Annotated in this window: 24 protein-coding genes; 15 read left to right on the forward strand and 9 right to left on the reverse strand. The window is 61.9% G+C overall.

The genetic code is table 11. The annotated features are described in order from the left end of the window. Positions 1-51: 51 nt before the first annotated feature. Entirely contained in the window at positions 52-1,236 is a 1,185-nt protein-coding gene (locus tag BRSPCE3_RS20490) for a GNAT family N-acetyltransferase (protein ID WP_244067880.1), read from the reverse strand. A 325-nt stretch (positions 1,237-1,561) separates the two neighbouring features. Here BRSPCE3_RS20490 and BRSPCE3_RS20495 point away from each other — a divergent pair, with 325 nt between their 5' ends. Then, positions 1,562-2,311 carry an SDR family NAD(P)-dependent oxidoreductase gene (locus BRSPCE3_RS20495; RefSeq protein WP_244067881.1) on the forward strand — a complete coding sequence of 250 codons (750 nt, stop codon included), beginning with the start codon at positions 1,562-1,564 and terminating at the stop codon, positions 2,309-2,311. Between the two features lie 28 nt (positions 2,312-2,339). Here BRSPCE3_RS20495 and BRSPCE3_RS20500 read toward each other — a convergent pair whose 3' ends face one another. Then, a complete protein-coding gene (locus tag BRSPCE3_RS20500) occupies positions 2,340-2,792 on the reverse strand; it encodes a hypothetical protein (protein ID WP_244067882.1) in 453 nt (150 codons plus the stop codon). Between the two features lie 186 nt (positions 2,793-2,978). On the opposite strand from BRSPCE3_RS20500, the gene BRSPCE3_RS20505 reads away from it, so the two are divergent. The 8 genes from BRSPCE3_RS20505 to BRSPCE3_RS20540 all read left to right on the forward strand — a co-directional run bounded on the left by BRSPCE3_RS20505 (position 2,979) and on the right by BRSPCE3_RS20540 (position 15,030). Further along, positions 2,979-3,206 carry a hypothetical protein gene (locus BRSPCE3_RS20505; RefSeq protein WP_244067951.1) on the forward strand — a complete coding sequence of 76 codons (228 nt, stop codon included), beginning with the start codon at positions 2,979-2,981 and terminating at the stop codon, positions 3,204-3,206. Between the two features lie 136 nt (positions 3,207-3,342). Continuing rightward, on the forward strand, positions 3,343-4,788 hold the full coding sequence (locus BRSPCE3_RS20510) for a caspase family protein (protein WP_244067883.1): 1,446 nt from the start codon (positions 3,343-3,345) through the stop codon (positions 4,786-4,788). Positions 4,789-4,861: 73 nt separating this feature from the next. Beyond that, complete coding sequence (locus tag BRSPCE3_RS20515; RefSeq protein WP_244067884.1) at positions 4,862-6,886, forward strand: pyrroloquinoline quinone-dependent dehydrogenase; 2,025 nt, start codon at positions 4,862-4,864, stop codon at positions 6,884-6,886. Between the two features lie 254 nt (positions 6,887-7,140). Beyond that, positions 7,141-9,375: an N-6 DNA methylase gene (locus BRSPCE3_RS20520; protein WP_244067885.1), complete on the forward strand. Its 2,235-nt coding sequence runs from the start codon at positions 7,141-7,143 to the stop codon at positions 9,373-9,375. Further along, complete coding sequence (locus tag BRSPCE3_RS20525; RefSeq protein WP_244067886.1) at positions 9,372-10,616, forward strand: restriction endonuclease subunit S; 1,245 nt, start codon at positions 9,372-9,374, stop codon at positions 10,614-10,616. Before BRSPCE3_RS20520 ends, BRSPCE3_RS20525 begins: the two co-directional genes overlap by 4 nt. Further along, positions 10,613-11,200 (forward strand): hypothetical protein, encoded by a 588-nt coding sequence (locus tag BRSPCE3_RS20530; protein WP_244067887.1) that lies wholly within the window; start codon positions 10,613-10,615, stop codon positions 11,198-11,200. The genes BRSPCE3_RS20525 and BRSPCE3_RS20530 overlap by 4 nt, the downstream gene beginning before the upstream one ends. Before the next feature lie 8 nt (positions 11,201-11,208). After that, entirely contained in the window at positions 11,209-14,274 is a 3,066-nt protein-coding gene (locus tag BRSPCE3_RS20535; RefSeq protein WP_244067888.1) for a type I restriction endonuclease subunit R, read from the forward strand. Between the two features lie 462 nt (positions 14,275-14,736). After that, positions 14,737-15,030 carry an HdeA/HdeB family chaperone gene (locus BRSPCE3_RS20540; protein WP_244067889.1) on the forward strand — a complete coding sequence of 98 codons (294 nt, stop codon included), beginning with the start codon at positions 14,737-14,739 and terminating at the stop codon, positions 15,028-15,030. Here the strand turns inward: BRSPCE3_RS20540 and BRSPCE3_RS20545 are convergent, their stop codons facing one another. The 3 genes from BRSPCE3_RS20545 to BRSPCE3_RS20555 are packed head-to-tail and all read right to left on the reverse strand — an operon-like array spanning position 15,031 to position 17,320. Continuing rightward, on the reverse strand, positions 15,031-15,492 hold the full coding sequence (locus tag BRSPCE3_RS20545; RefSeq protein ID WP_244067890.1) for a PaaI family thioesterase: 462 nt from the start codon (positions 15,490-15,492) through the stop codon (positions 15,031-15,033). A gap of 44 nt (positions 15,493-15,536) precedes the next feature. Further along, complete coding sequence (locus BRSPCE3_RS20550; protein ID WP_244067891.1) at positions 15,537-17,012, reverse strand: amidase; 1,476 nt, start codon at positions 17,010-17,012, stop codon at positions 15,537-15,539. Then, positions 17,009-17,320, reverse strand: a complete 312-nt coding sequence (locus BRSPCE3_RS20555; protein WP_244067892.1) for a hypothetical protein — start codon at positions 17,318-17,320, stop codon at positions 17,009-17,011. Before BRSPCE3_RS20555 ends, BRSPCE3_RS20550 begins: the two co-directional genes overlap by 4 nt. 90 nt (positions 17,321-17,410) lie before the next feature. On the opposite strand from BRSPCE3_RS20555, the gene BRSPCE3_RS20560 reads away from it, so the two are divergent. Together BRSPCE3_RS20560 and BRSPCE3_RS20565 are read left to right on the forward strand one after the other, a co-directional pair. Continuing rightward, the gene (locus BRSPCE3_RS20560; RefSeq protein WP_244067893.1) at positions 17,411-17,713 is read left to right on the forward strand and encodes a hypothetical protein; all 303 of its coding nucleotides are present in this window, start codon (positions 17,411-17,413) and stop codon (positions 17,711-17,713) included. 115 nt (positions 17,714-17,828) lie between these two features. Further along, a complete protein-coding gene (locus BRSPCE3_RS20565; RefSeq protein ID WP_244067894.1) occupies positions 17,829-18,059 on the forward strand; it encodes a hypothetical protein in 231 nt (76 codons plus the stop codon). Between the two features lie 56 nt (positions 18,060-18,115). Here the strand turns inward: BRSPCE3_RS20565 and BRSPCE3_RS20570 are convergent, their stop codons facing one another. The 3 genes from BRSPCE3_RS20570 to BRSPCE3_RS20585 form a co-directional block, all read right to left on the reverse strand. Continuing rightward, the gene (locus BRSPCE3_RS20570; protein WP_244067895.1) at positions 18,116-18,322 is read right to left on the reverse strand and encodes a hypothetical protein; all 207 of its coding nucleotides are present in this window, start codon (positions 18,320-18,322) and stop codon (positions 18,116-18,118) included. Between the two features lie 552 nt (positions 18,323-18,874). Next, positions 18,875-19,066, reverse strand: coding sequence for a hypothetical protein (locus BRSPCE3_RS20575; protein ID WP_244067896.1), 192 nt, complete (start codon positions 19,064-19,066; stop codon positions 18,875-18,877). A gap of 590 nt (positions 19,067-19,656) precedes the next feature. Then, entirely contained in the window at positions 19,657-19,809 is a 153-nt protein-coding gene (locus tag BRSPCE3_RS20585; protein ID WP_244067898.1) for a hypothetical protein, read from the reverse strand. A gap of 476 nt (positions 19,810-20,285) precedes the next feature. Here BRSPCE3_RS20585 and recA point away from each other — a divergent pair, with 476 nt between their 5' ends. From recA to BRSPCE3_RS20605, 4 genes are all read left to right on the forward strand, one after another. Continuing rightward, entirely contained in the window at positions 20,286-21,374 is a 1,089-nt protein-coding gene (gene recA / locus BRSPCE3_RS20590) for a recombinase RecA (protein ID WP_050402041.1), read from the forward strand. Between the two features lie 158 nt (positions 21,375-21,532). Next, entirely contained in the window at positions 21,533-22,507 is a 975-nt protein-coding gene (locus tag BRSPCE3_RS20595; protein WP_244067899.1) for a hypothetical protein, read from the forward strand. 465 nt (positions 22,508-22,972) lie between these two features. Continuing rightward, positions 22,973-23,515 carry a hypothetical protein gene (locus BRSPCE3_RS20600; RefSeq protein WP_244067900.1) on the forward strand — a complete coding sequence of 181 codons (543 nt, stop codon included), beginning with the start codon at positions 22,973-22,975 and terminating at the stop codon, positions 23,513-23,515. Between the two features lie 71 nt (positions 23,516-23,586). Beyond that, positions 23,587-24,585: a hypothetical protein gene (locus tag BRSPCE3_RS20605; protein ID WP_244067901.1), complete on the forward strand. Its 999-nt coding sequence runs from the start codon at positions 23,587-23,589 to the stop codon at positions 24,583-24,585. Between the two features lie 39 nt (positions 24,586-24,624). Here the strand turns inward: BRSPCE3_RS20605 and BRSPCE3_RS20610 are convergent, their stop codons facing one another. Then, the gene (locus tag BRSPCE3_RS20610; protein WP_244067902.1) at positions 24,625-25,056 is read right to left on the reverse strand and encodes a thioesterase family protein; all 432 of its coding nucleotides are present in this window, start codon (positions 25,054-25,056) and stop codon (positions 24,625-24,627) included. Between the last annotated feature and the right edge of the window lie 57 nt (positions 25,057-25,113).

Here is a 25,113-nt window from a genome sequence, read left to right on the forward strand (position 1 = left end):
CCGTCATGCGCAGCGTAACAATCCGCGCGGTCTGGCGTAAGGGGGACCGCGCTATCCGGGCTTGCCGCGCCGGCTGCGGATGAAGTGGACGGCGCTGCGCGCGGCCTCATAGGCGCGATTGTTCAGGGTCAGCGCGGCACGAACGGCAGCGACCAGCGGATCGCGGCGCCGCAGCGGCAGCAGCACATCGCCGATCGAAAAGCGGCCGCGCCAGATCGGGTCGATCATGGGGTGGCCGGGCGCTGCGGTGGAATCGGCCGAATTGATTGCGGGATCGGCGCAGAGATGGCGCGTCAGCTCCAGCGTCAATTGTGCTCCCGGCGAATGCTTCGCAAAGCGCTCGTCGATGCCGATCTTGAAGAAGAACGCGCGGTCCTGGTGGCGCACCACGATGCCGCCGGCGACCGGCGTGCCGCCGGCATGCAGCGTAAGGATTTCGCAGCGGCCGGCTTCCGCCATCGCTGACGTCGCGCGGCGGATGAAGGTCGCGTCGCCGGCATGCTGGCTGAGCGCCGTGCCGCGCTGGCCCTTCCAGCCGCCGGCTTCGAGGGCCAGGAAGGTCTCCAGCGCCGCAGCAACGTCGCGCGGCGTGCGAGCGACATCGAAACGCACCGCGCCGTGATCGGACAGGCGATTGCGCTGCCGGCGCAGCTCCTTCAGCCTCTTGGGCCCGAGCGCGTCGCGCAGCAACTCGTCGGCATCGCGCGTCGCATCGAGCTGGGCGCGCTGATAGGCGCTCAACACGCGCGGCTGCAACCCATCTTGCGCGAGCACCGCGCGGATCGCCGCCATGGCCGGGCCCTCGAGCGACATGGTGCGCAGGATCAGCGCATGCGCGCCCGCATCGCGCGCCTGCTGCAGCATCGTGCCGGCGGCTCGCTCGGCGGCGTCGCGATCGAGTAGCGGTGTGCACAGCGTGCCGTAGGGCTCGGCGCCGACCAGCGCCGGCAGGGGCAGGCGGTAGATCCGCCGCATCGGGATGACCGGCAGCAGCCCGATCAATTGCCCGGCATCGCCGGTGGCGCTGAGCAGCGACGTGCCGGTGCGGCCGCGTGCTGAGGCGTCGACCGCCAATTCCCAGTCGGGCTGATAGTAGCCATTGGGCTCGATCGCGCGCTCGGCAAGCGCACGCCATGCGCCGACCGGCGCGGCCGACAGCGGCGGCAGTGCGCGATCGTCCGCGGCATCCTTGCGCGATGCACGGCGGATCATTGCCTGGTCAGCAATATCGGCCACGTCCCATGTTTCCCCGGTCGGCAAGGCTGATCGGCCTTGCGTTCGTCACCGGCGACGCTAGCGGAAAGAGATGGAAAATGCCGCTGAGGTCCTCAGGCAATTTGACCGGTAATGTTAACGGGCCGTTCAGCATATGACTGACGCCGATCCCACCGTGGCGGTGACCGACCAACCGTCAGCCGCGAATAGCGCAGCTGCCGGAACGCCTGTCGTCCGGATCATTTTTGCACCACCGGTGTGCGCACGTGCGCACTGCGCGGCCGATGGGGCGCGCCTAGCTGCAAGGTCTCCGGACGATCCGGTTGCGTCAATCAAAGGAACTGACATGTCGAGATTGGAAGGCAAGGTCGCCGTGATCAGCGGCGGCAACAGCGGCATCGGGCTTGCCATCGCGCAGCGCTTCGTAAGGGAGGGCGCGGATGTGTTCATCTTCGGCCGGCGCAAGGACGCACTCGACCGGGCAGTGAGCCTCATCGGCGGTGGCGTCACCGCTGTCCAGGCGGATGCGTCCAGGCTCGATGATCTCGACGGCGTCGCCGGGACGGTTCGCAAGGCGAAGGGCAGGGTGGACGTCGTCGTGTCCAACGCCGGCTTCACCGAACAGGTGCCGCTGCGCGAGATCACGGAGGAGCACTACGACCGCACGTTCAACCTGATGGCCAAGGGGCCGCTGTTCCTGGTGCAGAAGATGCTGCCGATGATGGCCGGCGGCGGATCGATCATCCTGGTGTCCTCGGCCATGCACTATATGGGCCTCGCCAACCATTCGACTTATGCCGCCACCAAGGCGGCGGTGCGCTCGTATGTCCGGACCTGGGCGGCCGAGTTCAAGGACAGCGGCATCCGCGCCAACCTGCTCAGCCCTGGGCCCGTCGACACGCCGATCATGGACGCCCAGGCGTCGACGCCCGAGCAAGCCGCCGCGATCCGCAAGATGTATTCCAACTACACGCCGATGCTGCGGATCGGCCGTCCCGAGGAATTGGCGGCGGCAGCGGTCTTCCTGGCCTCGGACGAGAGCTCGCTCATGACCGGCTCGGATATGGTCGTCGACGGCGGCGTCAGCAACGTCTGAGGTCCCGAACGGAATTTCCGGAAATGCGCTACGGCTTGGTGCTCCGTTGCGCTTCCACCGTGACGGAGCTCTCGACCGGTTCGTAAGTCTCGGTCAGGCAGTTGTCGTCGGCATCCACCTGCCGGCGATCGAAGATCGCGCCGTCATTGATGAAGACGCGATAGGTCTGCGTCCCGAGCGGCTTGCCGATCACCGATGTCAATTCGGCGCGCACGCAGGCGGTCCAGCCGGTGCCGCGCGGGTCGTGCAGCGGGGCGGAGACCCGGACATGGGCCGGCTGCGAGCCGGCGGTGAACACCGAATCCAATTTGCCCGCCACCAGCCGCTTGACGTCCGGAGGGGTCTCGAGCGGCGTCGGCTCGGTGGCCTTGACCTTCAACATCTCCGGCCACACCGCATGGCTGTCCGCCAGCCCGCAGCCACTCAACATGAAAGCGGCGCCGGCCAGCAGCGCCGCCAGATGTACCTGTCCCTGTCCCATTCAGCGAATTTAATGTACCGCTGCCAAGATTGCGCCCCCCTGGTGGCGCTGAATTTGCGTCGCGCTGCGCTTTGTCGATCAACAAATGTCGAGCGACAAGTTATCCTTGAGCTAGATCCTCGAATTAGATCCTTGGGGTAGAGGTATTGCCGGATGTTTCCACGGCTGCGGGGGAAAGAGATGGACATCAAGAGCTTCACGATTGCGGCCGTCATCCTGGCGCTGGTCGCGACACCGACCCTGGCCCAGGGCCGGCGAGGCGGCGGCGGGGGCGATACCAAGGCGGAGCAGAAGCCAAAGGTCGACGAGAAGGCCTACAAGGCCGCGCTCGATCGTATCCCCGAGCCCAAGGAGAAATACGATCCCTGGGGCGTCACCAAGCCGGCCGCCGATCCGGCCAAGAAGCCGAAATAGCAGCCGAATTGGCCGGACGTCCCGGGCCCCTGCGACAATTCGACAGCAGAGCCGGGGGCGGCGGCACATTGCCTGATCGCATGAACCTTCGCCTCATGGCCTTCGACCCATCTCCGACGTCATTTCGGAGGCCGCCATGGTTCGCCGTTTGCTGCTCAGCCTGAGCGTTCCGGCTGCGATCCTGTTCGGCGCCGTGCCGGCATTGGCGGAAAACCGGCTGGCGCTGGTGATTGGGCAGTCCGCCTACAAGTCGGTGCCCGCGCTGCCCAATCCGGCCAATGACGCCAAGGCGATGTCGCAAATGCTGACCGATGCCGGATTTGCAGTGACGTCGGCGTCGGATCTGTCGCAGGACGAGATGCGGGTGAAGATCAGCGATTTCGCCGGCCAGGTGGCGGCGAAGGGCGCCGATACGGTGGCGCTGGTGTTCTATGCCGGGCACGGCCTGCAGATCGACGGCGAGAACTATCTGGTGCCGGTCGATGTCGACCCGAAGCGCGAGGCCGACATTCCGATCCAGGCGGTGCGCCTCAACGACATCCTGAACACGCTGACCTCGGTGCCGAGCCGGATGCGCATCGTGCTGCTCGACGCCTGCCGCAACAATCCGTTCCCCGAACTGAGCAAGACCGCGGGGCACGGGCTTGCGATCGTCGATGCCAAGGTCGGTGCGCCCGGCACCTTCGTCTCGTTCTCGACCTCGCCGGGCGCGGAAGCCGAGGACGGCACCGGCGCCAACAGCCCCTATACGACGGCTTTGCTGGCCTCGGCGAAGGAGCCGGGCGTCCCGATCGAGGACACCTTCAAGCGCGTCCGCGTCGCCGTGAACAAGGTCACCGACGGCCGCCAGACCCCGTGGGACTCGTCATCCCTCACCGAAGATTTTCGCTTTACCCAGGGCGCGACGCCTGCACCTGCGGCGCTGCCGATCCCGGCTGCGGCCAAGCGCACCGTCGATGACTGGAAGCGCGAATTGCAGGGCAAGCCGATCGAGGCCGCCAACGAGCTGATGGTGGCTGACGGTACCGACGAATCCTATGAAGCCTTCGCCGCGTTGTTCGCCGGCACGCCGCGTGGCCTGCAGGCGCGCGACTGGCTTGACCGGCATCGCCGCATGGTGGCGTGGAACAATGCCATTCTCGTCAACACGGCGGCGGCGTATCGCGGCTTCCTTGCGCAATATGCTGACACCGACCTGACACCTACCGCACGCAAGCTGATCGAACGGCTGCGCTACCGTCCCGATCCGACACCGGCCGTCGCGCTCAGCGTGCCCGCCACCAGCGTCGCGTTGGCGGCGCCGACCTGTCCCTGCAACGCGGCACCGCCGCAGCAGCAGCAGAAGGCCGCCGTGGCGCCGGCCAAGAAGGGGGGCGGTAAGCGCGCCGATCCCGATCCGCCGCGGCGCGCAGGCAAGCGTCCGCCGCGCGTCGTGGTCGAGGACGATGTCGTGGTGGTGCGCCGTCCGCCGCCGGCCGTGGTCTACGAGCCCGTCGGACCGCCGACCGGAATCGGGATTGGCATCGGCGGCGGCGGTTATCGCGGCAACTACGGCGGCGGTTACCGCAGGGGTGGATACTGACGCACCAATCGCGTAAAGGGTTTCCCCGCATGAGATGCGATGCCGGAAGAATCGCGTCTCACGGGAGGACGCTATGCGATCCCTGTTTCGCCTGCTTGCCGCGCTGCTGCTGTGCGTTCAGCCGGCGCTCGCCTGGGAGTATTGGGGCGGCGATCGCGGGGGACAGCGCTTCTCGCCGTTGACGCAGATCACGTCGGACAATGTCGGCACGCTGGTGCGCGGCTGGGAATTCCGCACCGGCGATCTCGACACCCGCCCGCCCGATGTGATGAAGCGCACCAAGTTCGAGGTGACGCCGCTGTTCGTCGAGGACAGCCTGATCTTCTGCACGCCGTTCAACGAGGTGATCGCGCTCGATCCCGGCACCGGCGCGCAGAAATGGCGGTTCGATCCGCGGATCAGCATGCGGCACCGGCCGGCCAATCGTTTTGTCTGCCGCGGTGTCGCGCACTGGACCGACGATCGCGCCGCCGATGGCGCGGCCTGCAAGTCACGGATCTTCGCCGGCACCAATGACACCCGCCTGATCGCGCTCGACGCCCGGACCGGCAAGCCCTGCGCCGATTTTGGCGACCATGGCGAGATCAAGATCGACGCCGGCATGAAGCTGGAATGGCCGGGCGAGTTTCAGATCACGTCGGCGCCGGTGACCGGACGCGGTGTGGTCGTGGTCGGCTCCGCGATCGGCGACAACCGGCGGGTCGATGCGCCGCTCGGCGCGGTGCGCGCCTTCGACGCGCGGACCGGCCAGCCGCGCTGGACTTTCGATCCGCTGATACACAGCGGCGTCGAAGCTGGCCACAGCAATGTCTGGGCGCCGATGTCGGTGGACGAGGAGCGGGGCCTGGTGTTCCTGCCGACGACATCGCCCAGTCCGGACTTCTGGGGCGGCAAGCGACCCGGTAATGACGAGCACGCCAATTCCGTCGTCGCGCTGCGCATCGAGACCGGCGAGCTGGTGTGGGCATTCCAGACCACACATCACGACGTCTGGGACTACGACCTGCCGGCGCAGCCGACGCTGACGCGGATCGACACCGGTTCGGGCATGCGCGACGTCGTGATCCAGCCGACCAAGCAGGGCTTCGTGTTCGTGCTCGACCGCGACACCGGTAAGCCGGTGTGGCCGGTCGAGGAGCGCGCGGTGCCGCAGAACGGCGCCGAAGGCGAGAAGCTGTCGCCGACGCAGCCGTTCCCCACCCATGTGCCGCCGCTGCTGACGCAACGGATCGGCGCCGACGATGCGTTCGGCCTGGTGCCGGGCTTCGAGCGCGCGGCCTGTGAGAAGCTATTCGGGCAATCGCGCAACGAGGGCCTGTTCACGCCGCCATCGCCCCAGGGCACCGTGATCTATCCGATGACCGGCGGCGGCGTGAACTGGGGCAGCGCGGCGTTCGATCCGGTCAACCAGATCCTCTATGCCAATGTCAGCCACGCCGTGCAGATCGTCACGCTGATCCCGCGCGACCAGGCCAAGGGCTTCAATCCGCCGCCCGGCCATGATTTCGGCCAGCAGGAGGGCGCGCCGTTTGCGATGTCGCGGGCGGTCGCGCGGTCGCCGCTCGGCACGCTCTGCAACAAGCCGCCCTGGGGCGAGACGGTGGCGGTCGATCTCAAGGCCGGAAAGATCCTCTGGCATGCGCCGGTCGGCACCAGCGAGGATCTCGCGCCGCTCGGCATCGCACTCAACACCGGCACGCCACTGCTCAGCGGCGTCGCGATCACCGCGGGCGGCCTCGTGTTCACCGGCGCGATGGACGCCTATCTGCGCGCATTCGATGCCAGGTCGGGCAAGCAGCTATGGCTCGGCCGGCTTCCGGTGCCGGGCGTCGCCAATCCGATGACCTATCTCTGGAAGGGCGAGCAGTATGTCGTGATCGGCGCCGGCGGCCATTCCGAGGGCGGCACCTCGATCGGCGACAGCGTGGTGGCATTTCGCCTGCCTCGCCAGGGCGAGGGGGTGTCGTTGTGGGCGCGCATTATTGACCGTCCGGGCGGGCGGTTCGAGGCCAAAGCGGTCGCGGCCGCACTCGTTCTCATCGCACTCGTCGCGCTGCTGTGGCGCTGGCGGCGGGGACGTCGCGCCAGCGCTGCCTAGGGGCGCGTTCCGTTGCTAGCCTAGTTGTCCCCTATGCGCGCTCTGTCTCTTCGATGGTGGTTTTTGGACCACTTCGCGGCGCTTCCGCTGTTCAAGGACCGGTGCCGGATCAGAGTGCCACGCTGGCTTGTCCGATACTTCTGACCACTAGTCTCCGAGTGGTCCCATCCACTATTCTCCTGAAATGATCTCGAATCAGGATGAGCAGATCACCTGCATTCGCTTGCTCCTGATTTACCGAAGGTATCCACTGGATGAACGTCCAACTCCACAATGAGCTCAAATCCGAAATCTGGGAAATCGCAAACCGCCTACGTGGTCCGTATCGCCCGCCTCAATACCGGCTCGTTATGTTACCCATGGTCGTCCTGCGAAGGCTTGATTGCGTCCTTGAGCGGACCAAGGACGCCGTGCTGAAGCAACATAAGAAGCTGACGGCGCAAAAGATGCCCAAGAACGCGATGGAGAGACTGCTCGGGAAGGCAGCGGACCCAACGCGCCAACATCCTCTTTACAACACCAGCCCCTTTACCTTTGCAAAGCTGCTTGGCGATGCCGAAAACATAGCACCTAATCTCGTGTCCTACATTAACGGCTTCTCGCCGACCGCCAGGGCGATCTTTGACAAGTTCAAATTCAACGACCAGATCGAAAAGCTGGATTCCAGCAATCGGTTATTCACGATCGTCAAGGCGATGGCGGACGTAGACCTACACCCGGACCGCATCGTTAACCTGCAAATGGGGTATCTGTTCGAGCATCTGGTGATGCGCTTCAACGAACAGGCGAACGAGGAGGCCGGCGACCACTTCACCCCGCGCGAAGTCATCCGCTTAATGGCCAATCTCGTCTACACGGGCGAGAAGGACGTCTACCGGCCAGGCATCTTCCGTACGATCTATGATCCGGCTTGCGGTACAGGTGGAATGCTGTCGGAATCCGAAAAGTTCATTCTCGACCAGAACGATGGGGCAAACCTCGCTCTCTTCGGGCAGGAATATAACGACGAGTCCTGGGCCATCTGTTGCTCCGATATGCTCATTAAGGACGAGGACACAAGCAGCATCGTGCTTGCGGATACGTTGGGCGACGGCAAGACATTCGATGGATTTCAGGGCAAGCAGTTTCACTATCTTTTGGCCAATCCTCCATTTGGAGTGGAGTGGAAGGACCAGCAAAAGGTCGTTGAAAAGGAGCACAATGAACTAGGCTTTTCCGGCCGCTTCGGCGCCGGACTACCAGCAATCAACGATGGCTCGCTGCTGTTCTTGCAGCACATGATTTCCAAGATGCACCCTTTCAAGAAAGGGGATGAAGACGCGGTCGGTTCCAAGATCGCCATCGTTTTCAACGGCTCGCCGCTCTTCTCCGGCGATGCCGGGTCGGGTCCGTCGAACATCAGGCGCTGGATCATCGAGAACGATTGGCTGGATGCCATCGTCGCCATGCCGGATCAGCTTTTCTACAACACCGGCATCTTCACCTATGTCTGGCTTGTTACAAATCGCAAGGCGCCCGAGCGACGCGGCAAGGTGCAGTTGATTGACGGGACCCGCTTCTTCGAGCGCATGACGAAGAGCCTCAACAACAAGCGCAACCAAGTCACCGAAGCCCAGATTCGGCAGTTGACCCGCATCTACGGCAACTGTCTCGATGGCGAGACGGCCGAAGTATCCATCGATGGCAACCGTGAAACGCGCGTCGTCTCTCGCATCTTTGAGAACCGAGAGTTCGGCTTCCTCAAGGTGACTGTCGAGCGCCCCCTGCGCATGAATTTCGAGGCCACAGCGGAACGCATCGCTCGACTGGATGACCAAACTGCCTTCATTAATCTCGCCATCTCAAAGAAGCGTAAGGACGAAGCCACTGCGGCCGCGGAAATCGAAGAGGGGCGCAAGCTTCAAGGTGCCGTCCGCGCCATCTTGGCCAAGTTGAAAGGCAAGGGCCGATATATGGATCGCGAGATGTTCGAGGTTGATCTCGATAGCGCGGCAAAAAGAGCCGGATTCGCGCTTGCCGCGGCGCTCAAGAAGGCGATTTTTGCTGCATTGGGGGAGCGCGACCCGAACGCCGAGATCTGCCGCGACGGTAAGGGCAGGCCTGAGCCGGACAGCGAGTTGCGTGATACGGAGAACATCCCTCTCCCTGAGACCTTCGAGATGCCAAGGGCATTTCTAGACGTGGTGAACAAGAAGGAGAACGTCGCGCACAGGGGGGCGGCATTACCGATGTTCTTCGGCCCGGATAAGCCAAACGAATACCTTGTAGAGGCGATGACCCCTTTTATCGAGGACTACATGGCGCGCGAAGTGCTGCCCCACGTGCCGGATGCGTGGGTGGACTATGACAAGACCAAGGTGGGTTACGAAGTCCCGATCAATCGGCACTTCTATGTCTACAAGTCGCCACGCGAGCTGGGCGAGATAGAGGCAGAAATCGCTGCACTGGAAGGTGAGATTGCCGAGTTGTTAAAGGGGCTGACGGCGTGACCACTTTCAGCGAGATTCGGTTGAAGTTCACCTCGGGCGAGCCGCTAAAGTACGGCGCCAATGCGGCTGCCGAGTTTGACAATCCCGACTGGCCCAGATTCGTGAGGATCACAGATATTGACGACACCGGAGGGCTCCGCGAGGAGACCTTTCGTTCACTGCCTCCAGAAGCGGCGAAATCATATCTGTTACGCGAAGGTGATGTCCTGCTCGCCCGTAGCGGCGCCACTGTAGGAAAATCATTCATCTACGAGAAACAATGGGGCGAGGCTTGCTATGCTGGCTATCTGATCCGGCTCCGTGTGTCTGACGAGTATGACGCACGCTACATCTATTGGTGTCTTCAGGGTTCCGGGTATTGGTCTGATATCGAATCAAATCTAATTCAGGCAACTATCCAGAACGTTAGCGCTGAAAGGTATTCGAACTTTAGGGTGCCTTCACCACTGCTCGAAACTCAGCGACGAATTGCGCGGTTTTTGGATGAGAAGATAGCGCGGATCGATGGCCTGATCGAAAAGAAACGTGCCCTTCTGGATCGGTTGGCTGAACGGCGCCAAACCCTCATCACCAGCGCCGTCACCAAGGGACTCAATCCCGCCGTCCTGATGAAACCTTCCGGCATCGACTGGCTGGGCGAAATCCCCGCGCACTGGAATCTCGTTCCCTTCAAGTGGCGCTGCCGAATAGAGAGCGGACAGGTTGACCCCCGCGAGCCGGAGTTTGCTAATATGCCGCTAATTGCCCCGGACCATATCGAAAGTGGGACAGGCCGCCTTTACGAGGTTGCGAGTGCGGCAGAGCAAGGGGCAATTAGCGGGAAATACCTCTGTCCCCCTGGAAGTATTCTCTACTCGAAAATTCGACCCGCATTGCGCAAAGTGGCTCTCTACGAGGGAGCATGCCTTTGCAGCGCAGACATGTATGCAATCGACGCGAACTCACATTTTTTTCGAGAGTACCTTTTCTATTTCCTGCTTACGGACGCTTTCACCTCCTATGCAGAACTTGAATCCCTTCGAGTCGCGATGCCGAAGGTCAACAGGGAGGCGCTTGGCGCCTTTCCCTTGCCCCTTCCCGATAAAGGGGAGCAGCGCGAAATCGCGATCTTCTGTAAGGAGGCCGACCATAACCACCGGAACGTCACCGATCGCGTCGACGATAGCATCGTGAAACTGGAAGATTACCGTATGACCCTCATTACCGCCGCCGTTACAGGACGTATCTCGGAGCTAGCATGACTCTCGATGTGTCCAGTTACTTCGATCACATCAAGGCGTATATCAGCGAGAAATACATCGTCCATCGCGGTGAGGGTGGTGAGATTGTTCTTACGGAGGCATATTTCCGCGAGGGCGAAACCAAAAAGTCCACCCGGATTGTTCGACTGCCGTACCGGGGCAAGGCGTTCGCCATAAAGCTCGATGGCCGAAACGACCCACTCTTCCACTTCCTCGATAACAACGGGAAGGAGTGGTCAAAACGGTGTGACTTCATTGTGTTTCAATGCATCAACCGCAAGATCATGGCCCACCTCTTTGAGTTTAAGACAAAGAGTTTGGATGCAGGGTCAATTGTCGATCAACTTAAATCGGGCGCGCATTGGTGCGCCTGCCTCCGTAAGGTGGTCGAACAATATACGGGTGATAGCAGGCCGCTAAAGCTCAAGAAGTTCGTTCTCACTGAGAACAACAGTCCCGCTGCCTATTTGGACGCGGCGAACAAATATCTCGCGCGAGACCCGTCCGTGCGGCACTATCATTATGACGAAATTGAAACTCTTACACTTGATGATCTTGAGAACGATTCTGTAAACACGGTTTGAGGGTAACAATGCCCGAACATACTGAGCGGCACTTCGAGACCGCGATCGAAGCTGGTTTGACCAGTGCAGGTGGCTATGCCAAGCGCCCGCCTACCACCTATGACGAGGTGCTGGCGCTCTTTCCCGAGGACGTTACGGGCTTTCTGAAGGACAGTCAGGCGACAAAGTGGGGACAACTTGAGGCGCTGCTTGGGATTCGAACCGAAGCGACAGTGCTCGACAGCCTCGTCAAGGAACTTGACATCAAGGGTACGCTGCACGTCCTGCGGCACGGGTTCAAATGTTACGGCAAGATCTTCCGGCTCGCTTATTTTCGCCCCAACTCCAGCATGAATGCCGAAGCCGCACACGACTACGCGAAGAACCGACTGACCATTACCCGGCAGGTCGCTTTCGCCTCCGCCATGAAGAAGGCTGACGGCACGAATCGGCGCTGCATCATTGACGTGACGCTTGCTGTGAACGGGTTGCCTTTGGTGACAGCCGAGCTCAAAAACCCTCTGACCGGTCAGCGGGCGGCGAGCGCCGTGCAACAATATATGGAAGACCGAGACGATCGTGATCTTCTGTTCTCCTTCAAGAAGCGTGCGCTGGTACATTTCGCAGTGGACCCCGACGAAGCTTGGATGACCACCCGGCTCAAGGGCAAGGAGACGGTCTTCCTGCCGTTCAACCGGGGCAACAATCACGGTGCTGGCAACCCTCCTGTAGAAGGCAACTGGAAGACGCAGTACCTTTGGGATGAGGTCCTTGAGGCCAATAGCCTCTTGGACATCCTGCAACGCTTCATGCACCTAGAAGTGAAGGAACGGCAGGTCAAGACCGACAAGGGCGCGCGGACGATCCGAAAAGAAACGATGATCTTCCCGCGCTATCACCAACTTTACGCGGTGCGGAGGCTCGTTGCGCATGCGCGCCAGAATGGATCGGGACGCAATTACTTGATCCAGCATTCTGCAGGTTCAGGAAAATCAAACTCCATTGCCTGGCTAGCCCATCGCCTTGCCAGCCTGCACGATTCCAAGGACGAGAAGGTGTTCCATTCCGTCGTCGTCGTCACCGACCGGCGCGTGCTCGATCAGCAATTGCAGAACACGATTTACCAGTTTGAGCACAAGACCGGCGTGGTCGAAAAGATCGACGAAGACACACAGCAACTCACCCGTGCGCTGTCGAACGGAACGCCCATCGTCATCACCACGATTCAGAAATTCCCCTTCATCTCGCGGGCGCTGTCCACGCTAGAGAAGAAGGGGGAGGGTGTGAAGATCGACACGGCAGACAAGCGCTTCGCCGTGATCGTGGATGAGGCGCATTCGTCCCAAAGCGGTGATACGGCGACCGCGCTGCGAGGAATGCTGAACAAGGACGGCATCGAGGCTGCGATTGCCGCGCAACTGTCCGATGAGGAGGACATCGACCTTTCTGAGGAAGCCAGGGCGGCTGTCCTGCGCGACGCCCTGAAGCGGGCGCGTCAGTCGAATTTGAGCTTCTTCGCCTTTACCGCGACGCCTAAATTCAAGACCAAGGTACTTTTTGACGAGCCGGGGCCGGCAGGAGCATCGCCGTTCCACGAGTACACCATGCGGCAAGCCATCGAAGAAGGCTTTATCGTGGATGTGCTCCAGAATTACACGACCTACAAGCGGTTCTTCGGCCTCATCAAGCAGGTGGAAGATGACCCAGAGGTGCCGCGTAAGAAGGCGGCGAAAGCGCTGACGCGCTACCTAGAGCTACATCCGGTCAATATCGAGCAGGTCGTTTCGGTCATCGTCGAGCATTTCCGGCTTTATGTCATGCACGAGCTCGGCGGGAAGGCCAAGGCGATGGTCGTCGCCGGCTCTCGCCTTGCTGCCGTCAAATACAAGCTGGCCTTCGACCGCTATATCAAGGATCACGGCTATTCCGGCATCCGCTCGCTGGTGGCCTTCTCCGGCACGGTTGAAGACCCCGACGATCCTGGCTCGTCTTACACTGAAGTGTCGATGAACGGTGGGCTTGCCGAAAGTGAGTTGCCCGAAACCTTCGAGCGCGACGACTATCGCGTTCTTCTGGTTGCCGAGAAATACCAAACCGGATTCGATCAACCGCTCCTGCAGACGATGTATGTAGTCAAGCGCCTAGCAGGTGTGCAGGCGGTGCAGACTCTGTCGCGCCTCAACCGTATTGCCCCGGGGAAGGCGCGAACCTTCGTGCTCGACTTTGCCAATGAGGAAGCCGATATCTACAAGGCATTCAAGCCGTACTATGAGACAACGCCCATCGGTGAAAACGCCGATCCGCACCGGCTGTCAGAATTGCAGTACAAGCTATTGGAGTGGGCGATCTTCACCCCCGCCGATGTGAAGGCCTTCGCTGCGGTATGGTATCAGCACACCCGCGACCATTCCGCATCTCAACACAAGATCATGAATTCTGTGCTTGATGTGGTGGTGCAGAAATTCAAAGAAGAAGAGGAAGCAGATCAGGAAACGTTTCGGGGCCAACTCACTGCCTACCGGAACCTGTACGCCTTCCTCTCGCAGATCATTCCCTATCAGGATAGCGAGCTTGAGAAGTTTTACGCCTTCGTTCGGAATCTGCTTTTGAAGCTGCCACCTCCGGGCGACGGAAAAGCTTTCGCGCTGGATGACGAAGTCGCGCTTCGTTATTTCCGGGTTCAGCAGATGTCGGACGGGTCGATTGATCTTGGATACGGACAGGCCGACCCGTTGAAGGGGCCGACCGATGTTGGTACTGCCGGTTTCGCAGACGAGGGGGTGGCCCTTTCCACATTGGTCGGCAAACTGAACGAGCGTTTCGGAACGAACTTCACTGACGCCGATCAATTGTTTTTCGATCAGATTAGCAGCAGCGCTGAAGGGAATGAGAAAATCGTTGAGGCTGCAAGGGCTAATAACCTTAGCGATTTCTCATCCTACTTCGAAAAGATACTCGATGAACTTTTCATCAACCGGATGGAAGGTAACGAGGAAATCTTCTCGCGCGTCATGACCGACAAGGAGTTTCGGGCCCTCGCGCAAGATCATCTGGCTCGCGAGATATTCAAGCGGGCGCGAGAGAAAAACAGCTAGAGCATGGAGAGCTTAGGTTGAATTGCATCTCCGAAACCTGCGCTCCTTCTCCCGCTGCAGGAAAGGGATCGAGATTTCGGAATATTAGAAGAATATCGCTGAGTTGCCCGACGTGTCAAGTTGCCTTCGAAGGCCGATAGCCTCCGCCTACTTTGCATGGGGTTGTTTTCGATATTTTTGGTAGCTGGGCTACCTCATTTTTGCGATGGCCATGATTCCCGCTCTGTGGGCCGTTACGGCAGTGATCTAACGCAATAGCCCGCCAGTTTCGGCAGCACACCGCGCCGCTACATGACAAATCGGCGACATCGATTCTCAATCCGTGCACCGAAACGACGTGCGGGCAAGCGCGCGCGATGTCATGCTTGCGTTCGCCGCGACGCTTCGCTTACGAGGTCGCGAGCGGACGTGCCGGGCTTCCGGCGAGCCGTTGACTTCAGATCATTGCCCATGGAGATTGCGATGAAGATCACTGCCTCGCTCATGCTTGCCGCCGCGCTCGCGCTGTCGTCCGCGCCGGCCAACGCCACCGTGCTCGATCTCTCGACCATGACCTGCAAGCAGTTCGTCGAAGGCGGCGACGACACCATCAAGATGGTGCTGGTTTGGATGGACGGCTGGTACAAGGGCGACTCGGACGAGGCGATCATCGACACCGACGTGTTCACCGAGAACGCCAAGAAGTTCGGCACCTATTGCGGAAAGAATCCGACCATCAGCATCGTCAACGCTGCCGAGGCCGTGCTCGGAAAGTAATCACCCGGGCAGCATCGCGAACGCGCTCGACACCATCGCCACCGGCTTGTTGTCGGTGGCGGAGGAGAGTGTGACGCGGCCGAAGCTCATGGTGCGGCCGAGCCTGACCACGCGGGCGTCGGCCAGCACGTCGGAGGCGGTCACCGCGCGCATGAAGTGCGTGGTCTGGTCGACCGTCGTCATCGCCCGATAGCCCTTGTTGGCGGCGAGATTGGCCAGCACCATCGCGGTGTCGGCGAACGCCATCAGCGCCTGGCCGCAGACGATGCCGCCGTTGCGGCACAGCCGTTCGGAAAACGGCATGCGCAGGATCGCGCCGGGCTGCCAGTCGGCATCGCCGCCTGCGGGCGGCGCAATGTCGAACTGCTCGACCGATAGATTGAGGTCCTGTACCCAGGGCGCAAAGACGTCGCCGAGCACGCGTTTCGCGTCATCGATCCCGAATTCATTGGCCTGCTGCATGACGTCCGGTTTCCTCCGCTGATGTTCTTGCTGTCATTTATGACCTAGTTGGCCGTGACATGCACGCCAGGCCGCTTGCCGTCATTCCACTTGCCGTCGATCGCGCGCTCGATCTGGGCGGCGAGCTGCAGCAACAGCCCGTCATCGGCCTGCTTGCCGATCGCCTGGATGCCGAGCGGCAGGCCGTGCTCGTTGGTCGCGAGCGGCAGCGAGATCGCCGGAATGCCGCAGAGATTGGCGAGCGGCGTGAAGGCGAAGTTGCGCCAGAGGTTGCCGAACCAGTCCAGCACCGACGGGTTGTCGCTGATGGTGAGATATTCGGTGGTGCCGACCTTCGGCGTCGGCAGCGCCGTGATCGGCGTCAGGATGATGTCCCAATCCTCGAAGAAGGCGCCGAAGCCGCGCGCCGTGGTGTTGAAGACGGCCTGCATGCGGGCGCGGTCGGCGAAGCTGAAGTCACGGCCGTGCTCCCAGATCCGGATGTTGATCGGCTCGATCAGGTCCGCAGGCGGCCGCTCCAGGCCGCGCGCGGCGAGCATGTTGCCGATCACGACGGCGAAATTGCTGATGTAGCAGCTGGTCTGTGCCGCGAAGGCCTCCCGGTAATCGATCGCCGGCAGCGCGTAGTCGACCTGATGGCCGAGGCCTTCGAGGAAGCGTCCGACCCGCTCGAGCTCGGCTGCGATGTGCGGCGTCGCGCGATAGTCGCCCCAGCTGTGCGACAATGCGATCCTGAGCCGGCCGGGGTCGCGCGCGATCATCGTTGTATATGGCTCTGGCGGCGTCCAGAACGGCATGAACTCGCCGGGCGCGGGGCCGCGGCAGGCGTCGACGAAGGCGGCGGTGTCCCGCACCGTGCGCGACTGGCAGCCCTGGATCGAGACGAGGCCAGTGAGATCGGACAGATGCGGCGCGAGCGAGAACACGCCGCGTGACACTTTCAGTCCGATATTGCCGTTGACGCCGGCCGGAATTCGGATCGAGCCGCCGCCGTCGGTCGCATGCGCGATCGGCACAGCACCGGCGGCGACCATCGCCGCGCTGCCGGCCGACGAACCGCAGGTGGTGTAGTCGGTGTTCCAGGGATTGCGCGTGACATAGACCGCGGGATTCTCCGCCGAGCTGCAGACCCCGAACTCCGGCGTGGTGGTGCGGCCGATCAGATTGAGGCCGGCCTTGCGCAGCTTCGTCGTCAGGAAGGTGTCGGCCGCGGCGCGATTGCCGCGCATCATCAGCGAGCCCATCTCCTGCAAGCGGCCTTTCAGGGTCGGGCCGAGATCCTTCATCAGGAAGGGCAGGCCGGCGAACGGCCCGTTGAGGTCGGCGCCGTCGCGCGCGGGATCGGCGATCACGTCGTCGAACAGCTCGACCACGCCCGAGAGCGCGGGATCGACCTTGGCCGTGGCGGCGGCAGCCTGCGCCGCGAGCTCCCGGGGCGTCAGCTCGCCGTTGCGGACGCGCGCCGCGAGCGCCGTTCCGTCATGCCGCGTCCATTCGTCCCAGCTCATCGCCAAAGTCATTTGATCGATTCCTTTTCCGCTTTGTTGCGCACTGTAATTTGCGCGGCCGCCCGGTCAAACCACTGTGCGGCGCAGCGGTCCGGCGCGTGTGCGTTGCGTCCGACGCGGGTGCGTTGCAAGGGCTGTGCCCGGCTTGAAAATGCCCCAGTTTCAGCGCCCAATTGCCTGTTCGTCGGTGGTGTGGGGGCGTACATGTTCCGCAGATGGGTGGTGCTCGGCGTTGCGATCGCGATCGGGCTGGTGCTCAGTGGATGCACGCGCTGCGGTCCAATCTGGGATGACTGGATGCAGTCGCCGAAATCCTGCAAGTCAGACCATCTCTAGGGTGGGGACAGCCACGCTTGGCGGCGGCTTTCTTGCGGTGATATACCGCGCCCGAACATGCAAGGAGCGTTCTCATGAGAGTTTTGTGCGCAGTCGCGGTCGCGGCGCTGCTGTCGGCGCCGGCCTATGCGCAGATGCCGAACATCAACCTGATGCCCGAGGTCAAGTCCAAGACCCAGGACGAGAAGGATCAGGACGCGGTCAATCAGAAGGCCTACAAGGACTCGCTCAGCAAGATCCCCGATGCCAAGGGATCGTCCGACCCCTGGGGGGTCGTGCGCAGCGATCCGCCGAAGGCGGCAGCCCATCCCGCCAAGCCGAAGACCAAGACCGGAAGCTCCGCACAGCCCGGCAGCGCCGCGCCGCGCAGCCAGTAACGCCCGTTCGGGTCGGCCTGGTCCGTCTCCCGCAGACTCGGACTCCCGCAGACTCGGATTCCTCCGGCATCGCCCCTATATTGGGGGCGTCGTCAGTTGGTCCGGAGTTGCGGCAATGGTGTCTCGTCCGCGCGATCTCGCCAGCCGGATGGCCGAGCGGCGCAAGCCGGATGACGGCTATCTGCGCGAGACCTTCAGCCTGCCACGCGATCAGGCTCGCTTGCGGGCGCGTGACTTTCTCAAGCGCTACCCGAAGGCCGCCTATATGAGCGCGGTCGAGAGCTGGCGCGAGCTGCCCGACGGCGACATCGAGTTCACGATGCGGCGGCTCGCAAGCGCGGACTGAGCGCTTCCGGGTGACGACACCGGCTTCAGCAGGGAACGCGTCAGGCTGCGTGCGCCTCAATCCCCGTCGCTGCGTCCGCCGGTCTGGCTCCGCCCGAGATTGTTCAGCTCGCGGTCGATCCGCAGCTGCACGCGGCGGATCGCCAGCAGATCGAGCTTCGCTTCGGTCTTGCCGGTGAAGAGCCGATCGCCGATCTGGAAACGCCATTTCCAGACGCCGGGCGCGAGCTGCGTGACGCTGAATTCGACGCCCTTGTGAATCATATGGAACGGTTCCGCAGATGAATGGCGGTCGTCGATATTTAAACTAAAGGTTGTAACAATAATTAACACCCGTCAAACGATGTTGTGGGAGATCGCGCCCGTTCGGGCGTCGTTAGTGAGGATCCCGGAAGAGGATCCGTCCGCCGGCGGCATCGCCGGCCCGCGGCGTGCAACCCGCGCTGGTTGGCCTGGCCAATGTTACGAACACTGGCGGAACCCGAGTCTTCCGTTGGACGCTACGTAGTTTTTTGGGACGTCAGGAGGGGTACCAAGGTAGTATGCAGATTGTGCCAGCGCGCTACGGCGTGCGCTTAACGTTCTGATGCTGCGTGTATTTTCTGGATTCGCGTGCGACGCATGCTTCTGGAACTTTGTTCTTGCCCGGAGAACTACGGATTGGGGCGGAGATCTCCGGATGCTCATGCGCCGGAGCGCGCCCGAGAGTCGCCTGAGCCGGAGCTCCGGCCGCCGCGATGGATCTTGATACCGCCTGGGCCTCGCGCAAGCTCTGATCGCCCTGCAACGTCCGACGAGTCCCTCAGGCGGCTTGCGTCAATGAGTGGTCGGCGGCGGTATCGAGCCGATCACGCGCATATCCTCACTGCGGACAGTGACGGCGCGCCCGGTCTCTCGTGCGATCTTCCGGGCGGCCCTCATGGCGGAATCTTCATCGGTGTATTCGAGCACGATGATGCTGCCTTTTCCCGAAAACGCGGCGGGGTTCGATACGTCGAGAATGATCAAGGGCGGCTTCCGGGCCATTGTGGTGACCGCGTAACTCATCCCAGAAAAAGCCAAGCCACGCTGGCGATCAGGGCCACAAACGACACTGCCGCAGCGCAGACAAAGGCGATTTCGACGTTGTCGAAATGGTGTTGGTCCGTGTGCATCGTTGCCCCCATAGCTAGATGGGAGCCCGTGGACCGGGGGACATGAGCCACTCGGCCAAATGAGCGGTGGTCTCATCGTGCCGCGCCTTTCTCAGCAATGCTTCCCGCTCTCGAGATGGGGGCAGGTTTCTTGCTCGTTGGCGTAGCGCTCTGGCTTCCTGGGTGAGACGTTCTTCAAGGGGGAGAATCTGAACGACCCTGCGTCGTCGCTTCATGACACCTACCTCTTAGCTACGGGTCCTAACCGTTGGGTTTGAGTTTCACGAATCCTAATATGCAGATGGCTGGCGGTCGGTTCCAAAGTGAACACACGAAACTCAAAGCTACGCCGCCCGTTTGAAAATCTTACAGGCGGCGCAACCTTCCAGCCCGAGAGGGTACGAACAAAATCCCGGTAATGGTCGGTCTTGCCGGAGCGAAGAAAAGTTCAGCAGGCCTGGGCTATTAGTCCTTGCCGGGGTGCAGCTCGCTCTTCTGGACTTGATAGCGCTTGGTCAGGACGGCCATACCTTCCAGGGTCATCTCGTCGGTCATGCGCGCCGAGAGTGCCTTCAGATGCGCGATCTTGTCGTCCAGTTCAGTACATTTTTCGCACATGACAGGCTCCCGATCCGTGAAAGGCGGGAGCGCAAACGTCTCTCTGCCACCGGCGCCCGGTCGCTAGTTTGTCGGTGATCCGGATCAACGAGGGCGATCTTGGATTCGTTCCTGCAGGCTTCCGGTTGGCCGTTCACCACGGAGAAACCCCGGTAACCCTTCTGATCTGTGGATCAGGAACGGATGGGGTACCATCGAAATCTATACGCCTAGAACAGTGAATATGACCGCTCAGTAGTCCTACTGAGAACACCTGGCAACGCATGGTTGCGACACGGTTAAAGCCAAACTAGGCCACCCGAAATCTCAAAGCAGGCCACTGGGGATGGAAACAGGCCGGCCTCCATTCGTCGAAAAGAACATATTGCGAACATAGAACAAACGTGGTACGAGGTTCCTATCAACGACGCATTCCGCCTGATCTCATCGCCTCGTTTTCCCGCTAGCGAATCCCCGCCATAAGGAGCACATCCCAAATGTCCGCTACTGCACTGCGTATCGTCGAAGGATCCTCCATGGACAAGTCCAAGGCCCTCTCAGCCGCGCTCTCCCAGATCGAGCGCCAGTTCGGCAAGGGCTCGGTGATGAAGCTCGGCAAGAACGACCGGTCGATGGATGTCGAGACGGTGTCGTCGGGGTCGCTCGGGCTCGATATCGCACTCGGCGTCGGCGGACTGCCAAAGGGACGCGTCGTCGAGATCTACGGGCCGGAATCCTCGGGCAAGACCACGCTGGCGCTGCACACCGTGGCGGAAGGCCAGAAGAAGGGCGGCATCTGCGCCTTCATCGACGCCGAACATGCGCTCGATCCGGTTTATGCGCGCAAGCTCGGCGTCAACATCGACGAGCTCCTGATCTCGCAGCCCGACACCGGCGAGCAGGCGCTGGAAATCTGCGACACCTTGGTGCGCTCCGGCGCGGTCGACGTGCTGGTGGTCGACTCGGTTGCGGCGCTGGTGCCGAAGGCCGAGCTCGAGGGCGAGATGGGCGATGCGCTGCCCGGCCTGCAGGCCCGCCTGATGAGCCAGGCGCTGCGCAAGCTCACCGCCTCGATCAACAAGTCCCACACCATGGTGATCTTCATCAACCAGATCCGCATGAAGATCGGTGTGATGTACGGCTCGCCGGAGACCACCACCGGCGGCAACGCGCTGAAGTTCTATGCCTCGGTCCGCCTCGACATCCGCCGCATCGGCGCGATCAAGGAGCGCGACGAGGTGGTCGGCAACACCACCCGCGTCAAGGTGGTGAAGAACAAGCTGGCGCCGCCCTTCAAGCAGGTCGAGTTCGACATCATGTACGGCGAGGGCGTCTCCAAGATGGGCGAGATCCTCGACCTCGGCGTCAAGGCCGGCATCGTCGAGAAGTCCGGCGCCTGGTTCTCCTATGACAGCCAGCGGCTCGGCCAGGGACGCGAGAATTCCAAGGCGTTCCTGAAGGCGAACCCCGACATCACCGCCAAGATCGAAGCCGCGATCCGGCAGAACTCCGGCCTGATCTCCGAGCAGATCCTCGCCGGCACCCCCGAGCGCGACGCCGAAGGCGAGGAGCCTGCCGACGAGTAAGCCTCAAGCATGATCCGGAAAAGTGCGAAGCGGTTTTCCGAAAAGATCATGCTCAAGCGATCAAATCATTTCGCTGCAAGCGGGCGCTGAGGACGTTGAGTTGCCGACGTCTTCGGCGCCTGTTTGGTTTTGGTGCCGGTGTTCAGTGAGTTGAAGCGGTGAAGCGCCTGATCTTGGGTAATCCATCCGGTCTCGACCTGAGACGCGCAGGTCTGGGCGACGCGGTGCTTCCGCTTTCATTTCGCTTTGCCTGGGGCATGCTGCCTTCGCCACAAGAGCTGGCGGCCTATTTCGGCGTGCGAGCGGGCCAGAAGCCGGGGAATCATTGGTCGGATTGGATTTCCCCTTCCACGAAGCGCGCGACCTGGAAGGACCTCGCGTTCAACGATTATTGCCAGTCGTTCGATATTATCGAATTGTGGTTTGACCCCGATCCAAACGATCAGCTGCAGTTGATCTGGGTGCTCGACCAGTTTCATGCTCAGCCAGACATGTTAGCGAAGCTGAAATTGCGTCTCGTCAGCTTCGGTCTGCTGACGATGGACCCGGCATGGCGCGGTTGGAACGAGGTCCCGCTGGCTAACATCCGACCTGCGGATATCGAGATCGCAAGCATGTGCTGGCAGGCGTACCGGGCAACAACGCCGGAGGCGTGCTTCGGCGTAGTGCGCCGCGACCTGAGTGCGTTTCCCTTGCTGAGGCCGGCCCTGCTTGATCTGCTCTGCGAGCTGCCATGGAGCGGATCGGGACTTGGCGCGACCGAGATGCGGCTGCTTGAGTTGGTCGCTGCGGGTTTCATGGGCACCAACGCGCTGTTCTACCTTCGTGGCTTTCGCCAGTGTGGCGTCTTCAACGACATGGAGATCGGCAGGCTGCTCGAAGGGCTTGCGCATGGACCGCAGCCGGCGATCGCCGGACTCGACGATGACTTGCGTGTCATCGAACCCGGGAATGCACGGGCGCGTCTTGAGGCCTTCCAGCGAAGCCGCTTGTCGGTGACGGAGTTCGGCAAGGCCGTGCTCGCCCACAAGGCGGACTTCACCGATCACAATCCGATCAATCGCTGGTGGGGCGGCACGCATCTGACCAACGACCATCTCTGGCGCTGGAATCCGGCGCTGCGCAATACGTAGCGGGAGCTTCGAGCGCCATGACACGTCTGATCCTGGCGACGAGCGATCTTGCGGGCACGATGCTCAGGCGGGCGGGACGGGCCGACGTCGTCATTGGACTCACGCCGCGCCTCGTTTGCGGAGCCTTGCCGTCTCAAGCCGAGCTTGCGAGCTTGCTGGAACAGCGTTCCGCGAAGCATCGCAGCCACGGTGCGCATTGGCTCGACCTCGTCCAATCGAAATACATTGCCCCAGTGGGCGACAATTCTCTCAGCCTGCTCGAATTCTGTGAGCGCTGCGATAGCATCGAGCTCTGGGCCGATCCTCGGCCGAACGATCAGCTGGTGCTGGCCTGGCTGCTCGACGTGCTCCGTCCGCACCGGCAGATCCTGTCGAGGCTCGTGATGGTGCAGACGGACGTCGAGGCTGCCGCACACGGAAGTGCAAGCTTGGCGAAGTGGCGCTTGCCGGCACTCGCAGTGAGCGATGATCGGCTGGAAGTGGCCAGTCGTGCCTGGAAATGCCTATCGCGCGCCGACGCCCGAGCCCTGTTTCGACCTTCTCATGCAGGATCTGTCGGCCATGCCGCGGCTCAGGGCGGCGCTGATTGCGCTGCTCGAGGAGCTTCCCGGTCGAGACACCGGCCTCGGTGCGTCCGAACTGTGGATGCTGGATCTCGTCGCCGACGGCGCGACAGGGCCACAATTCCTCTCAAGCGAGCTGAACAGGGAACGCGGTGTGTTCGATTTTCGGGAAGCGGAGCTGATGCCGGACCGGCTGGCTTATTGTCCATCGCCGGTCCTGGCCGGATTCCCCGCCGAGATCGAGGGGCCAGACGATCTGAAGGCCAGACAAGAACGGCTGCTGCACAGCCGGCTGTCGCTCACCGATTTCGGCCGGGAGGTGTCGGATCGCGAGCTCGACTTCAGCCGGTACAATCCGATCCATCGCTGGTGGGCCGGCACCGAGCTGACCAATGACCGGCTGTGGCGCTGGGACACCGAGAGCCGTACCCTGGTCGCTCCATAAGTTCATTCATTAGGTCGCCGCCACAGACCCGCTAAGTTGGACCAATTCCATTGACCCCGGAATAAAAGTTTATGACCCGGCTTGTCCTCACATTCACTGACAGCGGCGCTGGCGGACTGAAGGCGGCACGGCTCGCCGATTGCGTGATTGGCGTCGAGCTGCGGTTTGTGTGTGGAAAACTACCGGCGGCAAGCCAACTGGACGCTTTGCTCTCGCCGCGCGCGGCGCCACGCCGTACTGGGGCCCACTGGCTGGATAGTCTCTCCGGCGGATTGCTCGCGGACACGCATCGTCAGGGTCTTGGGTTGATCGAATTCTGCGAACGCTTCGACGCCGTCGATCTTTGGGTCGATCCCGATCCCAACTCGCAACTGCAATTAGTCTGGCTGCTGGACTACCTGCACCCGCACGTGGGCGTGACCTCCAGACTTGCGATACTGCAGATGGATCAGGCCATCGGGGAGCAACAGCCGACCGAATTGGCCGCCCGGCAGCCGCGCCTCGCGCCCATCTATGGCGATCATCTCGAAACCGCGCGCGACGCGTGGACCGCCTGGCGCGCGTCAACGCCGGAAAGCTGGTTCAAGCTGTTGAGGCGGGATCTGGGCGCGCTTCCGCAACTACGGAATACAGTCGTCGCGCTGCTGGAAGAACTCCCGTCACGTAGCTCCGGGCTTGGCGCAACGGAAACGCGGATGCTGGAGCTGCTGTCAGCGGGACATGTCCATCCGTACGATCTGTTCCCCGGGCACGATAAACTCAACGAGCGGAAGACGTTTGGCTATTGGGAGATCGGATCGTTGCTGGATGGACTGGCTCGTTGTCAGGCGCCTGCCATCTCTGGCCTCGACGAGGGGCCGTTCGACCTCGACATGCACGAAGATCGCGACCGTCACCAACGCTACAAGCGCGGCCGGCTCGCGCTGACTGAGCTCGGCCAGGCGATTGTAGCGGGCGCCGCCGACTTCAGCCAATACAACGCGGTCCATCGCTGGTGGGGCGGCACCGAATTGACCAATGACCGGCTGTGGCGCTGGGATGCCGAGAGCCGTACCCTGGTTGCTCCGTAAGGCTTGTTCGTGCGACGCCGGCAGGCGCCGCTTGCATTCCTACGCCAGCGCCTTTTCCCGGTTTGCGATCAACGTCCGCAGATCCTCGGTCACGGCGACCGACTGATGTGTCTGCTGATCGGTAGCGACCCAGATGATCTCGCCGGTGGCACGAAGGTCGTCGGAGCCCTTGGCGAAGATCGCGAGCGCAAGGTTGATCGAGGAGCGGCCGATCCGCGCCACCCGCACGCAGACCTCGATGTCCTCGTCGAACCGGATCGGCGCCTTGTATTCGACCACCGATTTCACGGTGTGGAAGTCGATGCCGGTCCGCGCCACCTCGCCGAGATAGTCGTAGCCGAGCGCACGGAAGTACTCGGTGATCGCGGTGTCGAAATAGGTCAGATAGTGGGCGTTGAACACCACCGCTTGCGCGTCGACCTCGGAATAGCGGACGCGAAACGGGAAATGAAACCAGAATTCCTCGCGCATCTTTCCTCCTGCCGCAGGCGTATTGGCGAGCCTGACAATAGCAGACCGTAGGATGGG

It is taken from the genome of Bradyrhizobium sp. Ce-3 (genome assembly GCF_022835695.1).
GTDB lineage: Bacteria > Pseudomonadota > Alphaproteobacteria > Rhizobiales > Xanthobacteraceae > Bradyrhizobium.

Excerpts from the sequence above, each read along its gene's own strand:
- BRSPCE3_RS20565 (WP_244067894.1), top strand. The coding sequence starts at position 17,829 with ATGGTGTCTCGTCCGCGCGATCTCGCCAGCCGGATGGCCGAGCGGCGC.
- BRSPCE3_RS20560 (WP_244067893.1), top strand. The coding sequence starts at position 17,411 with ATGAGAGTTTTGTGCGCAGTCGCGGTCGCGGCGCTGCTGTCGGCGCCG.
- recA (WP_050402041.1), top strand. The coding sequence starts at position 20,286 with ATGTCCGCTACTGCACTGCGTATCGTCGAAGGATCCTCCATGGACAAG.
- BRSPCE3_RS20530 (WP_244067887.1), top strand. The coding sequence starts at position 10,613 with ATGACTCTCGATGTGTCCAGTTACTTCGATCACATCAAGGCGTATATC.
- BRSPCE3_RS20515 (WP_244067884.1), top strand. The coding sequence starts at position 4,862 with ATGCGATCCCTGTTTCGCCTGCTTGCCGCGCTGCTGCTGTGCGTTCAG.
- BRSPCE3_RS20570 (WP_244067895.1), bottom strand. The coding sequence starts at position 18,322 with ATGATTCACAAGGGCGTCGAATTCAGCGTCACGCAGCTCGCGCCCGGC.
- BRSPCE3_RS20550 (WP_244067891.1), bottom strand. The coding sequence starts at position 17,012 with ATGACTTTGGCGATGAGCTGGGACGAATGGACGCGGCATGACGGAACG.
- BRSPCE3_RS20510 (WP_244067883.1), top strand. The coding sequence starts at position 3,343 with ATGGTTCGCCGTTTGCTGCTCAGCCTGAGCGTTCCGGCTGCGATCCTG.
- BRSPCE3_RS20610 (WP_244067902.1), bottom strand. The coding sequence starts at position 25,056 with ATGCGCGAGGAATTCTGGTTTCATTTCCCGTTTCGCGTCCGCTATTCC.
- BRSPCE3_RS20545 (WP_244067890.1), bottom strand. The coding sequence starts at position 15,492 with ATGCAGCAGGCCAATGAATTCGGGATCGATGACGCGAAACGCGTGCTC.
- BRSPCE3_RS20520 (WP_244067885.1), top strand. The coding sequence starts at position 7,141 with ATGAACGTCCAACTCCACAATGAGCTCAAATCCGAAATCTGGGAAATC.
- BRSPCE3_RS20605 (WP_244067901.1), top strand. The coding sequence starts at position 23,587 with ATGACCCGGCTTGTCCTCACATTCACTGACAGCGGCGCTGGCGGACTG.
- BRSPCE3_RS20495 (WP_244067881.1), top strand. The coding sequence starts at position 1,562 with ATGTCGAGATTGGAAGGCAAGGTCGCCGTGATCAGCGGCGGCAACAGC.
- BRSPCE3_RS20535 (WP_244067888.1), top strand. The coding sequence starts at position 11,209 with ATGCCCGAACATACTGAGCGGCACTTCGAGACCGCGATCGAAGCTGGT.
- BRSPCE3_RS20500 (WP_244067882.1), bottom strand. The coding sequence starts at position 2,792 with ATGGGACAGGGACAGGTACATCTGGCGGCGCTGCTGGCCGGCGCCGCT.
- BRSPCE3_RS20540 (WP_244067889.1), top strand. The coding sequence starts at position 14,737 with ATGAAGATCACTGCCTCGCTCATGCTTGCCGCCGCGCTCGCGCTGTCG.
- BRSPCE3_RS20585 (WP_244067898.1), bottom strand. The coding sequence starts at position 19,809 with ATGTGCGAAAAATGTACTGAACTGGACGACAAGATCGCGCATCTGAAG.
- BRSPCE3_RS20600 (WP_244067900.1), top strand. The coding sequence starts at position 22,973 with ATGATCGGCTGGAAGTGGCCAGTCGTGCCTGGAAATGCCTATCGCGCG.